Below are 12,806 nucleotides of genomic sequence, written 5' to 3'. Positions count from 1 at the left end.
GAAAGGCTTACGGGTTGGGACCAAGGGAATATAGAAAGATACATGGGATAAAGTGATAAAGCTAGTCGTTATGCGCCTTTTCATAAGTATATATGCCGAGTCTGTTATTAGTAATATACATAAGAGGTGTCAACAACTTTTTTGCACCAGGAAGCAGGAACTTTAATGTATCAGTAAAATTAATTAAGTCTTTTTGTTGCATAACTGAGCAAAGATTAACAACTTCACTACCGTCTTTCACGCCCCAGCTAAATTGTGCATTTGTCTTTTTTATCGTGTCATGCATACCCGCCTTGTTGACCAGTCCTTTATAAAGCAAGTCAAACTGTGCCTCAAAACTGTCAAAGCCGTTTGTCAGTATCTGAAGAAACTCTCTAACATCACTTTCTTTCAGATACATTAGCATGCCTTCTGAAATAACCAATAATTTTTTTCCGTTTATTTCTATATCTTGTGGCCATGTAGGGTCTAAAGCTGATTTTGCAATGTTTTTTACACGGTCATGAGATTCAAAAAACAGATCCCTCTGAGCTATGACCTCTGGAAAATCCAGATTATACCACTGTATTTTACCATTATCCACCCGTGAAAACCGAGTGTCGAGACCGCAGCCTACCGAAACAATAATGCAGTCCGGATTTTTACTGATAAATTTTCTTGCCTGTTCATCCATAATTTTTGTTCTTGCCAAAACACCATAATAAGACATCACACCGCTGTCAAATTTTTCAAAATCATAGTCAATTTTTTTAATCATTTCAGCAGCTTTTTTATCGTTGATTACGGGAGTGCTGCTCATTGCATCTTTTGCCCTGATATAAAGCGTGATTAGCAGAGTTTCCATAACTCCATTCAATTTTATAGACATATACAATCCTCCTCTTAATAAACTTAATTGCAGAAGTTAGATTGAACTAACCATTTATTGCTAACTATACGCTTTACATTACATACTGTCAAGCAGTGATAGAATAATCAGAAGTATCGTATTACAGACTCCAGTCCCTCTTTCGATTCAGTTTTCGTATAAAGGAGGCATAGGTATTTCCCTGTTCTATCAGCTCCCTGTGTGTTCCTCTTTCTGCAATCTCTCCATTCTCAACAATTAAAATCTGATCAGCGTTTTTTATGGTATGAAGTCTGTGCGCAATAACAAGAAGTGTTTTTCCCTTTACAAGTTCATTGATTGCTTCTTGTATATAGCTTTCATTATCGCTGTCAATGCTTGCGGTCGCTTCATCCAGAATAACAATAGGAGCATCCTTTAAAATGGAACGTGCAATGGATATTCTCTGCTTTTCCCCGCCTGATAACGTTGCACCACCTTCTCCCACAAGGGTTTGAAAGCCTTCCGGTAAATTCATGATAAAATCATAACAGCGAGCCTTTTTTGCGGCTTCATATACCTCCGCTTCTGTTGCTCCCGTTCTTCCCATTAAAATATTGTTATAAATGGTATCCTCAAAAAGATAAACCCTTTGAAATACCATACTAATCTGGTTCATCAGCGTTTCTATGGGAAAATTTCTGATATCAGTTCCTTGTAGATAGATAACTCCTTCTTTAATATCCCAAAACCTTGCCAGCAGGTTGGCTATCGTAGATTTACCCGATCCGCTTGGCCCAACGATAGCTGTCATGGTATTTTTCTGTAAAGTAAAGCTAATATGATTTAATACTTTTTTCCCGCCATAGGAAAAGCCCACCTGATCAAATCGTACTTTTTCTCTGCTCTTATTATCATATACTAATTCCTGCTTTCCCAAATCCGACAGTTCAGGTTCCAAAAGCACCTCTTCCATTCTATCCAGACAGCTGTTCATGATACTCAAGCTTGCTGATTCCTGAAACAGGGCTTTGAGTGGATTAAACATTTCAAAAACAAATAACAAAACTCCCAAAAGATAAGGAAGTGTAAAATTTCCATTGGTATAAAGCCATACGGAAGTTCCAAAAATTCCAGCAATTCCAATTGCATAAATACTGCTAAGCGAAAGCATCCATGGAGCTATTCTTTCTTCAAAGGTAATATTCTTATCTCTGGATTTTTTGAAATTTCCACTTAATTCTTTTGATTTTTCTCCTAACATATTATAGCTTTTTATCACAGCGATTCCCTCTACAAAAGCCAACACGGCTTCTGTCAGTTCCTCACTCTGTTCCTGTCTGATATCCGCTTCCTCTGAAGAAACACGGTTCATCCTGCTTGCCACGAAATATGCAACTCCACTTGTTACAAGCGCAATAAGACCTAATTTTATATTTAAATAGAACATAAACAGGATCAAAATAACCGCTGAGAAAAGATAGGTCATGATATTTGCAAGCTTCATCATGATATTTTCTTCAATAAAAAGCATATCGGTAGCAAGTACGGAACTGATTTTCCCAATATTGCCTTCTGTAAAATATCCCATAGGCAGCTTTCTTAAATGCTCTCCAAGCTCCATTCTTTTATCTGCAAAAAGCAGATATCCGGCTCCGCTTTGCAATCTGTCACTGATATGGTGAAAGACCATCTGCAGTATAACCGTAACTATCATAGCGGCTCCTACAAAAATACAGTCCTTTGCTTGTATGCTTTTATCATAAAACTTACTTAGTATCCCAAAAGCATAAACAATCGGCATTTTTGCAAGAATCGCTTCCAGTACCGAAAACAAAAAGGCAGCCTTTATACGTGCTTTATATTTTCCTGATAATTTTATAATTCTTGACAGCATCGCTTTTATCATTTAAGCGTCCTCCTTCCCCAGCTTCCAATCTGTACTCTTTTGATTGGCATACCATAGCCTTTGATAGGCTTCACTGTTATTTAACAATTCCTGATGCGTCCCTGATGCAGATAAGCATCCCTTATCCATGACGCATATCTGTCCAGCACGAATGACCGATTGAAGTCTGTGTGCAATAATAAGAAGTGTCTTATTTTGTACCAGCTTAGTTATCACAGCTTCCATCTTTTCTTCATTTTCCGGATCGGAAAAAGCAGTTGCTTCATCCAGTACAACAATCGGTGCATCCTTTAATATTGCTCTTGCTAAGGTAATCCTTTGCTTTTCTCCACCGGATAATTGATTACCGCAGTCGCCTGCTAATGTATCAAATCCATGTGGCAATGTGCTTATAAATTCCATACACTGAGCCTTTTTCGCGGCTTCCATTACTTCTTCATCCGTTGCATCTGGTTTTCCGATTCTAATATTTTCCATCAGACTGATATTAAATAAAAAATTATCCTGGGATACATAGGAAACTAAATCGTTTAAAGCCTTTAAACTCATTCGGCATATATCCTGGCCTCCGATACGAATGGTTCCATTCTTTACATCGTAATAATGTATCAATAATTTCGCTAAGGTACTTTTTCCTGATCCGGACTCTCCCACGAGTGCAGTCATGGTATTTTCCTTCATGCACAGATTCACGTCACGCACAGCCTCTGTTTCTCCATATCCAAAGGTAACATTAGAAAACTCCACACGATAATCCGTTCCTTTGAATTCTTCTGTTCCGGCATTTAAATTTTCATGCTCTAAAATACCTTCCAGAGAAATAATTTTATAGCGTATCTGCGGAGCTAAAGACATAAACGACATAGTCCTTAAAAGAGGAATTCCCATACTAAGCGCCAAACACAACACGAGGATAAAATCCGCCAGATCAGAATATCCCATAAATACAAAATAAGAACCAAGCGGCAATGTTATCAGAAGCGTACATGGAATCAGTACTCCATAGCCTGCCATCCATGGCCAACATGCACAAAACCATTTCAGGGTGAAATCCCGATAATTCATCACGGCAGTTTTGTATTTTTCGTAGGATTCTCCCCCTTTATTGAAAACCTTGACTACTTCCATTCCATTGATATATTCAATAATCGTATTATTCATGACCTGAGCCGACTTATAATAATCCTCCATTCTTTGCTTACCGATGATATACATAACCATCATGGATAGAATCCCAAGGGGAAGAGATCCCAAAGTCATAAGTGCAAGCTTCCAGTCAATCAGAAAAATTGCAACATAAATCACGAATACGCCCATTACATTAGACAGACCCTCCGGAATACCGTGAGCCAGCAATAGCTCCAGATTGTCTATGTCATCTACAAACATTTTTTTCAGAACCCCCACACCCTTACTTTGAATTACTCCAAGCGGCTGCTTTTCCAGCTTTTCCTGTAAGGATATTCTCAAATTCATTAATGTCCCATAAGCAGCTTCATGGGACAAGGCAAGTCCCTTTCCGTAAAATACTCCCTGCAATACGAGACCTGCTAATACTCCCACAGTACAAAACACCGTTTTGTTACCTGTGATCTGCACTCCATGAATGACCGGCAGCAAAATCTGATAGGCAAATAAGAATGGAAGAACTCCCATAAAAATAGCGATCAGCAGAACAAAAACAGATATTATGGTTTTTTTGTTGTTTTCTTTTCCATAATAAAAAAGCTTACTTAACATTCAAAACACCTCCATTTCCCCTTTTTATAGCATTAAATTTGCATTTGCTCATTTTAACACGCATGATTTCACTTGCTTGCAAGGGTGAAATCACAGTGTTAGTGCGAAAAACTTGTTTTTTCAACCTATAACCTCCATATAAAAATAGAATTAGTTAGTTTTGTCTAACCAATCCTATTATAGGGTTTAAACTATTTAACTTCTACCTGATACGGACACTAATACTCACTTTAGACATTTTTCTTTATAACTGCTATTTCTGTACTGTCTTGGAAGAACACCGTAAATTTCTTTAAAAGTTCGTGTAAAATTGCTTGGATTTTCATAACCTAACAACCTGCCGATATCTATTATACTCATTTCAGATTTTTTTAGATATTCTCCTGCCCGATTCATTCTGGCAATCCTCAGAAACTCATAGGGTGGATATTGAAACATTTGTTTAAAACACTCTTTAAAAATGGTAGTTGACAGTTCATGTCTCCAACACAGTTCCTGAATTGTATAGTGTTTTGACAAGTCCATTTCAATTAACTCTTTTATCATTTTGGTTTTTTCTATCTGCTCTCCAGAAAATACTCTTTTCCTATTCTCTATCCTAATATCTTCTTTTATAATCATATGGAAGAATTCCAAAAGCTTTAACTTAAGAATACCCATCTCGTGATTATAAAGTAATTTATAAATTTCCTCTGCAACGCGCAATATTCCTTCTCCACAAGGAAACACTTTCGCTGTATCTGTTTCTGGTAATAGCTCTATGAAATAGTTCATATCCAAATCGAATTGTTTGATCCATTCTTCAGTTCTGGCTTGATCAAAAAGCTCCGGAAACAGTAGAATGCTAAAACCCCGTAGGTCATCCGTTGTCATCTTTGAATCCAAGCTTTTCTTACAGCTGTTTAATATCACTAGATTTCCCGGGGAGGCATAACAGAATTCATTTTTGCGAATCTGTGCCTGATAGACTCCACTACAATTATAGGAAATCTGATAAATCCGGCCTTTTAATCTCCATTCACCGGCCCAGGTATATCTTTCCTTAAAATCGCTTAATATGATATCCACACCTGGATACAAATGGTATAAGATCATCCTGCTTTCTGAATTTTCTTTATCTATGGTATAGATCGTTTGAAAGGAATTTTCCAAAATGACCCGTAACCCAAAATCCTTATCAATGAAATTCATTTGCCAGCTCCTTTTCATTGTAGTAATATAATCAGTTAGTTTATACTAACCATATAGTAACACTGAAATTTATTTATGTCAATTTACCTTGATAAATGTTATGTTATTGAGTAAGATAATAATATATGAAAAAGTCGAGGTGTTACTCATGCAAATAAAAGAATCCGCAGAAAACTATCTGGAAACAATACTTGTTTTAAAACAAAAACATGGACAGGTTCGATCCATTGATCTTGCAAATGAACTTGGCTTCACGAAACCGAGCGTTAGTGTCGCTATGAAAAAGCTACGTGAAAACGGATATATTCATGTGGATGAAGATGGATATATTACCTTAGAAAAAGCAGGCTATGAGATCGCCTCTCAAATATATGACCGCCATAAGACTATAATGAATCTGCTAATAACTGCCGGTGTCAGTAAAGAGACCGCTTCTGAAGACGCCTGTAGAATCGAACATGTTATCAGTAATGAAAGCTATCAATGTATAAAGAACTACTTTGCAAAGAAAGAATCCTTGTAACTATTCAGAACCCCGAGAATCACGAAGTGGATTCGAGTGTTTCAGCGCCAAAATGGATGTATTTTATCCATTTTGTGTGCATTGGCATCGTAAGATGCCATGTAACTGTGAAGGTACTGAACAGTTACGAATCTTGAAACGATAGAAAGTACGCTTCACGAACTTTCTATTGTTATGAAAAACAATGCGGTAGACTTTATTCTGCCGCATTGTTTCTTCACTCATTTCAGTCTCTGTGACGCCTGCCACATAGCAGCGTATTTTCCATTTCGTTCTGCTAACTCTTCATGTGCTCCCTCTTCTGTAATTCTTCCGCCATCCAAAACAAGTATTTTATCCGCATGCTTTACAATTGATAACGTATGGGCAATCATGATAACTGTTTTATTGGCTTTCAAAAGATTGGCAATTGCCTGCTTTACCAGCAATTCATTTTCAATATCCAGGGAAGCGGTTGCCTCATCAAGAAGAATAATCGGGCTGTCTTTTAGAATTGCTCTGGCAACAGATAATCTCTGGCGTTCTCCTCCTGATAACCGGTTTCCGTTTTCACCAACTTCTGTCTCGTACCCATACTCCATGTTTCGGATAAAGGAATCACAGTTCGCCAGCTTACAAGCCTCTTCAATTTCTTTATCAGCAGCATCCGGTCTTGCATATCTGATATTATTCCTTACCGTATCATTAAATAGAAAAACATCCTGATCTACTGCCGACAGATTGGAAAACACTTTTTCAGATGGTATATTACGGATATCACAGCCTCCAATTCTAATATAACCTCCCTGCGGAAGATAGTATTTTTCTATCAGGTTTAAAATCGTGGATTTTCCTGAGCCTGAGTCTCCGACAATAGCAGTTAAACTATTCTCCGGAATCGTAAAGCTTGCCTGCTTTAGTACCGGCTCCTCTTTTTCATAACCAAAATCTACTTTGTCAAATACAATCTCCATATTTTCAGGATCGAACCGGTTGTCCTTTGCAGTTTCTTCCTGTTCCTCTAATATACTGCGGATATTAAGCTTTGATATGGTCAGATTTCGATATGCAGTCAGCTGAATGAAAAGTGTTGTATTTAATTTACATACAAACAGGGGAAACATAATAAGTAAAATAAGCATTGACGCTTTCATCTCTCCTCTTTGCCACGATAGTACGGAAAAAAGAATTGACACAGGCAGTGCCATCCAACTGATAACCATGTAGACAGAACCAATCGGAATGATTTTCTTTTCATAGTTGTAACTAATATCGGAATATGCTTTCATTGCTTCTGTGATTGCCTTATTCTTAACTCCGGCGATTCCATATGCCCTGAGAGTCTGAATACCTGTAATATATTCCGTAATCCCGCTGACATTTTCAGCTCTGGCCTGATTCTTCCTGTTCCCATGTATATTAACCTCATGCATGGAATAAAGTATCGCCGGTATCAATAACAGGGTGACAGCGAAAAGTCCAATTCCAACAGGAGCATACATAAAGCATGCACTAAGATCTACCATAAGAACTAATACAATGTATTTTATGATATCAGCAACTTTATGGGTTAAAATCTGTTCAAAATCACTCACTTCACTCGTTGTTCCGTTTATATAAAATCCCATTCTTTTTTTACTGAATAATCCTAATGGGATTTTCTTCATCTTATCTCCCAGTGCAAAACGAATCTTTCTGCTTACTTCTGCTCCTCCGATCTGACTATTGGTATAGCTTGCCGAATAGATAACAATACGAAGTACAAAAATTACTAAAGCACTAAACGTAGCCAAAAGGATATTATTAAAATCGGTGCTTCCATTGAACAGGATTTCTAACACCTGGTATAAAACGATAAAATTGCAGCCACTGAGCAGTCCTTCGATTACAGTCGCTATAATCGACCCTTTCAATCTTCGGTTCATAGAAAAAATTGAATTATTATTGCTCATTTACCATCTCTCCCTTCACTGAGTAAGCCATTTCTCTGGCAGCATTATAGCTCTTCCATGCGTTTGCAAAATATTCATTATTTTGAAGCATTTTCTCCCATTCCTGTGCCTCTGAGATGGTTCCTTTTTCTACCACTGCGATTCTGTCACAGCTTTGTACAATTCCTAGACGATGCGCTACAATGATAACAGTTTTTCCTCTGCAAAGATTTTCAATTGCCATATCAATCTCTACCTGGTTTTCAGGATCAGCAGCACTGGTAGCTTCATCTAAGATAAGTATCGGAGCATTTTTTAAGATTGCCCTGGCAATACAGATTCTCTGCTTCTGTCCGCCTGAAAAACGGGTACCGTAGCTTCCTACCAAGGTATCATAACCCTCCGGAAGTCCCATGACAAAATCATCAATCTGCGCTTCCCTTGCAGCTTTTCTTACCATTTCTAAGGTTGCTCCCTGTTTTCCCATGGCTATGTTTTCAAATACACTTCCCCTTGTCAGAAAGCTGTTCTGAAATACAATGGATATATTCTCTAACAGTTTTTCATAATCAATCTGTTTTACATTCCTTCCACCGATACATATTTCACCCTCACTTACATCATAAAATCTGGAAATGAGCTGAACGACGGTAGATTTTCCTACTCCTGATTGTCCAATCAATGCTATTTTTTCTCCATCTTTGATATGTATATTGCAATATTTAAGAACCAGTTTTTCCTTACTATAGGAAAATGACACATGCTTTAACTCAATATCATGCTTTTCCGGAAAGTCCAGACCACCTTCAAACACAGGGGTATCTAAGATTTCTTTTACCTGGCTCACACTGTTCATGACATAGGCAAGATTGGAGCCCATTTCCTGCAGTGGTCTGATCTCTGTCAGATACTGCGTACCTACAAATGCAAATAATAAAAGAGCGCTTGCTGTAATAGAACCTTTCAAAAACCAATATCCCCCTAAAGGTACAATGAGTACTAATCCGCATTCTAAGATTACAACATAGGCTGCATATAGGGGTCCCAGTTTTTTTGACATAGCTACCCATAGCTCATGGAAGGAATCAATAGCATCCTTATATTTCTTAAAGGATTTGCTTTCCATATTGTAAGCTTTGATCAGGCGCATTCCACTAATGTACTCAATGATAGAGCTGCTTAAGTTGGCACCTGTTGTATTTGTCTTATCCATAAATGCTGCACTTTTGGTAAACATAATGACCATGACGAAAGCCGCAAGAAATAATGGGACAATGCTGATCAGTGCCAGTGGAATATTTACTGTGCAAAGATATACAAATATCACGATCGGTCCGGTAACATATAACACTAATTCCGGTAAATGATGGGCTAAAAACAATTCCAGCTTTTCAATACTTTCATTCATAACCGTTTTTATCATGCCGGTACTGAACTCACTTAAATTTCCCAATGGCATTTTTGCCATATGTTCTGTTACCATGCACCGGACCTTAAACAATGTGTGGTAAGCTCCCTTATGAGAGAAAATCGTTGCCTTTGAAAAGGTGAGATATCTTAGCACTACACTAATAATCAATGCAACAGAACATTTTATCGCAAATTCATAAGTACAATCCGCTCTGGTAACTGCATCAATGATCTTATAAAAAATAAAATACGGTACAACTGCCAGAACACTGGACGTTAAACTAAGTACAAGAGAAAGATACAGATACCCCTTATCCTTTCCAGCCCACTTTAAAAGTAATGGAATCCCACTTTGTTCTTTCCTTTTCTCGTTACTCAATAGACTCATCCCCTCTTTTTATAAAAATGTCAGCAAGTTTATTTTTGTTTTGTTCACAAATTGAAAAATCATCGATAATTCTTCCTTCTTCCATTACAAGCATCCGGTTTCCGATTACACTTATAAATTCATAATCATGTGTCACTATAAAAATAATTTTCCCCTGCTTAGCAAGAAGCTTTACCAGTTCTGTGACTCTTAACATACTATCTAAATCAAGACCGCTGGTAGGTTCGTCAAATATGATAAGCTCTTTTTGCTCCAGCATGCCAACCGCAACTGCCAGTCTCTGTTTTTGACCACCGGATAAGGTTGCCGGATGTTGTCTTGAAAATTCAAGTAAATTAAGCTGTTTTAAAATCCTGCTGACTGATTCTCCATCTATGTGACCTGTTCCATAGGTACATTCATGTTCCACACTGTCTGCAAACAACTGATAGTCAACATCCTGAAAGACCATATAGCTGATTTTACAGCGCTGTTTTTCACTTAATCGGTTTCCTTTATAAATAACAGCTCCTTCCATTATTTTGTTCAATCCACAAATTGTCTCTACAAGAGTGGACTTGCCTGCACCATTCCTTCCGGAAATTCCAATCACCTCACCTTCCGCAGCTATGAATGAAATATCTTGAATCATTTTTTTCTTCTTATACCCGGCTGCCACTTTTTCTACTTCTAATACTGCCCGCTGCTGTTCTACATAATTTTGCAGCTTAATATTATTTAGATGAAGAGTACGAAGCCCTGCCGACAATCTATCCGCTTTTTTCATACGAAAAAATTCGTCTGCCCTACAGTCTTTTACGATTTCCCCATTTTCAAGAGAAACGACACGATCTACCAATCCATTCAAATAGTATAAGCGGTGTTCTGTTATCACAACCGTTTTACCATTCGTTTTTAATTCAGCTATGCGCTCTCTTAACTCTTTTGTAGCTTTGGCATCCAGATTAGCCGATGGTTCATCTAATAGGTATACTTGCGGCTCCATTGCAAATACGGATGCAAATGCAATCTTCTGCTTTTCTCCTCCGGAGAGTTCAAAGATATTTCTTCCCAGCAAGTTTTCCGTTTTTGTCTTTTCAACAGCCAGATTCATCCGGCGGATGAGTTCCTCTCTTGGATAGGACAGATTTTCAATTCCAAATAAAATCTCTCCGTCTGTATCAATATTAAAGAACTGGGATCTTGGATTCTGATAAACGGTACCAACCACTTCCGCAACCTTATACATTGGTGTTTCCATGATATTCATGCCATGTACACTTACCTGTCCTTCAATCTCTCCTCCATAAAAATGTGGTATCAATCCATTCATTAACCTTAATAGAGTTGTTTTTCCACACCCGCTTTTTCCGGATAGCAGCACGCATTCTCCCTCTTTGATCCTTAAATTTGCCTTACACAAACTTAGCTCCTCTGAATTCTGATATCGAAAAGATACGTTTTTCACTGTTATCATGCTCACAACCTCCCTATGCAAAAAAATAAAACGCCGATTCCAAGCAACATGATGACAAAGTCTGCGCAATGTAAACGTACATCGATCAAGGTTGTTCTTTCTTTTGGATTCTCAATTCCACGTGTCACAGCAGCGCTTGAGAGTTCATCTGCCCTGCGGGCTGCAGACATCATAATGGGTACGTAAAGACATTCTATACTTTTTACCGGATGTTTCAGGAAACTGCCATTCAGTCCTCTTACAGCCATTGCCTTTTTAATAGCCTTCCTGTCTTCTCCTATCGACGGAAAATAGCGCAGTAATACTGTAAAAGGTATCGTAATTGATTTAGGGATATGTATTTTTCGAAGCGAAGCCATTAATTCTCCGACCCGGATCGTCGATATCAGAATTCCTCCAAGGATTGCACAGGGAAGCACCTTTTGCATATATCGCATTCCAAGTGCCACATAGATAAGCCACGAATCGGATAAAGCGTTCATAATGACATAATCACCGATAAGAAATACGAAATATACAGCTCCTATTTTCAGGGAAGTACGTCCTGTTCCGCACAATATTGCCAGCAATAATATCATGAGCATCATTACGATTTCACCATACACAGTTGGCATAAAGAAAATTGCCAGATTGCTAATCAAAATGAGGAATAACAGAGTTCTCGCATCAAGCTTTATCAACCCTTTTTGTTTGTTATCCGTTTTTACAGAATCCCATTTCATGCTGTAATCCCTGCTTTTTCAAACTGTTTTTTCAGTAATACTTTTCCTACGATAGCACTAATCAGAGCCGCTATTATAATTGAGACAATCATTGCCGGCAGCATCCAACCCTGTGCCGTCGCTTCCATCGTATCAACATAGGATTGTTCCGTTCCTTTTCCAACCATATAGGAAAAATAACTGTCTCTGTTAATCCACATCATCATATAAGAACCCATTGGATTCAGGGAAAAAATGATAAAACTTAGAATATTCATATTGCTGCTTTTGAACTTCCTGCTTCCTGCTGCTAAATCTGCAATTACCGCCATAACAACATAGGCCACAGCCCACAGCCAGTACATACCTGTAATAAACATGATCAGTCCCATAAGAACTCCAAGAATAATCACGGCACCATGCTTGGGAACCTTAGCCAAAAGCAGTAGATATATTGGACCTGTAACAAGTGCAACTGCACACGGCATAGCAAAAGTCAAAACGGGATTTGGTGCAAAAAATCCTGCTCCTAATATGGTAAACACAAGAAATACTGCACAAAATACTCCTGTCGTTACCAAATCTCGAATCGTTAGTTTTTTTGTTTCGTGTTGTATTGTCTGCATATCTTATTCCTCCATTCCTTATCGTTAGTCTCACCTAACCATTTGTGATTGTAATTGATTTTATATTCTGATACAATAGATTTAAATAATATGTGTCTTTATCGGATAATGAAACGTCCGATTTGT

The 12,806-nt window shown here is 37.9% G+C and carries 10 protein-coding genes; 1 reads left to right on the top strand and 9 read right to left on the bottom strand.

The features are described from left to right. Positions 1 to 61: 61 nt before the first annotated feature. From V7D18_RS00745 to V7D18_RS00730, 4 genes are all read right to left on the bottom strand, one after another. Positions 62 to 868, bottom strand: a complete 807-nt coding sequence (locus V7D18_RS00745) for a class I SAM-dependent methyltransferase (RefSeq protein ID WP_426150475.1) — start codon at positions 866 to 868, stop codon at positions 62 to 64. 121 nt (positions 869 to 989) lie between these two features. Next, the gene (locus V7D18_RS00740) at positions 990 to 2,732 is read right to left on the bottom strand and encodes an ABC transporter ATP-binding protein (RefSeq protein WP_426150526.1); all 1,743 of its coding nucleotides are present in this window, start codon (positions 2,730 to 2,732) and stop codon (positions 990 to 992) included. 3 nt (positions 2,733 to 2,735) lie between these two features. Next, positions 2,736 to 4,475, bottom strand: coding sequence for an ABC transporter ATP-binding protein (locus V7D18_RS00735; protein WP_426150474.1), 1,740 nt, complete (start codon positions 4,473 to 4,475; stop codon positions 2,736 to 2,738). Positions 4,476 to 4,700: 225 nt separating this feature from the next. Next, the gene (locus V7D18_RS00730; RefSeq protein WP_426150472.1) at positions 4,701 to 5,666 is read right to left on the bottom strand and encodes a helix-turn-helix transcriptional regulator; all 966 of its coding nucleotides are present in this window, start codon (positions 5,664 to 5,666) and stop codon (positions 4,701 to 4,703) included. A gap of 148 nt (positions 5,667 to 5,814) precedes the next feature. On the opposite strand from V7D18_RS00730, the gene V7D18_RS00725 reads away from it, so the two are divergent. Continuing rightward, positions 5,815 to 6,189 (top strand): metal-dependent transcriptional regulator, encoded by a 375-nt coding sequence (locus tag V7D18_RS00725; protein ID WP_426150470.1) that lies wholly within the window; start codon positions 5,815 to 5,817, stop codon positions 6,187 to 6,189. 221 nt (positions 6,190 to 6,410) lie between these two features. On the opposite strand, the gene V7D18_RS00720 is transcribed toward V7D18_RS00725, so the two are convergent. Genes V7D18_RS00720 through V7D18_RS00700 form a run of 5 tightly spaced genes read right to left on the bottom strand, consistent with a single transcriptional unit; the run spans position 6,411 to position 12,680 of the window. Continuing rightward, the gene (locus V7D18_RS00720; RefSeq protein WP_426150468.1) at positions 6,411 to 8,120 is read right to left on the bottom strand and encodes an ABC transporter ATP-binding protein; all 1,710 of its coding nucleotides are present in this window, start codon (positions 8,118 to 8,120) and stop codon (positions 6,411 to 6,413) included. After that, positions 8,110 to 9,888, bottom strand: a complete 1,779-nt coding sequence (locus V7D18_RS00715) for an ABC transporter ATP-binding protein (protein WP_426150466.1) — start codon at positions 9,886 to 9,888, stop codon at positions 8,110 to 8,112. The genes V7D18_RS00720 and V7D18_RS00715 overlap by 11 nt, the downstream gene beginning before the upstream one ends. Further along, entirely contained in the window at positions 9,881 to 11,353 is a 1,473-nt protein-coding gene (locus tag V7D18_RS00710) for an ABC transporter ATP-binding protein (RefSeq protein ID WP_426150464.1), read from the bottom strand. The genes V7D18_RS00715 and V7D18_RS00710 overlap by 8 nt, the downstream gene beginning before the upstream one ends. A 2-nt stretch (positions 11,354 to 11,355) precedes the next feature. Further along, positions 11,356 to 12,075 carry an energy-coupling factor transporter transmembrane component T family protein gene (locus V7D18_RS00705; RefSeq protein ID WP_426150462.1) on the bottom strand — a complete coding sequence of 240 codons (720 nt, stop codon included), beginning with the start codon at positions 12,073 to 12,075 and terminating at the stop codon, positions 11,356 to 11,358. Next, positions 12,072 to 12,680 (bottom strand): MptD family putative ECF transporter S component, encoded by a 609-nt coding sequence (locus V7D18_RS00700; RefSeq protein ID WP_426150460.1) that lies wholly within the window; start codon positions 12,678 to 12,680, stop codon positions 12,072 to 12,074. Before V7D18_RS00700 ends, V7D18_RS00705 begins: the two co-directional genes overlap by 4 nt. Positions 12,681 to 12,806 lie beyond the last annotated feature (126 nt).

Source organism: Lacrimispora sp. 38-1 (genome assembly GCF_049890855.1).
Taxonomy (GTDB): Bacteria; Bacillota; Clostridia; order Lachnospirales; family Lachnospiraceae; genus Lacrimispora.
Note: the sequence above shows the minus strand (reverse complement) of the source record. Positions and strands in the feature narration are given on the sequence as shown.

Bases quoted from the DNA above. Each gene is read 5' to 3' on its own strand.
- V7D18_RS00745 (WP_426150475.1), bottom strand. From the start codon at position 868: ATGTCTATAAAATTGAATGGAGTTATGGAAACTCTGCTAATCACGCTT.
- V7D18_RS00735 (WP_426150474.1), bottom strand. From the start codon at position 4,475: ATGTTAAGTAAGCTTTTTTATTATGGAAAAGAAAACAACAAAAAAACC.
- V7D18_RS00730 (WP_426150472.1), bottom strand. From the start codon at position 5,666: ATGAATTTCATTGATAAGGATTTTGGGTTACGGGTCATTTTGGAAAAT.
- V7D18_RS00725 (WP_426150470.1), top strand. From the start codon at position 5,815: ATGCAAATAAAAGAATCCGCAGAAAACTATCTGGAAACAATACTTGTT.
- V7D18_RS00720 (WP_426150468.1), bottom strand. From the start codon at position 8,120: ATGAGCAATAATAATTCAATTTTTTCTATGAACCGAAGATTGAAAGGG.
- V7D18_RS00710 (WP_426150464.1), bottom strand. From the start codon at position 11,353: ATGATAACAGTGAAAAACGTATCTTTTCGATATCAGAATTCAGAGGAG.
- V7D18_RS00705 (WP_426150462.1), bottom strand. From the start codon at position 12,075: ATGAAATGGGATTCTGTAAAAACGGATAACAAACAAAAAGGGTTGATA.
- V7D18_RS00700 (WP_426150460.1), bottom strand. From the start codon at position 12,680: ATGCAGACAATACAACACGAAACAAAAAAACTAACGATTCGAGATTTG.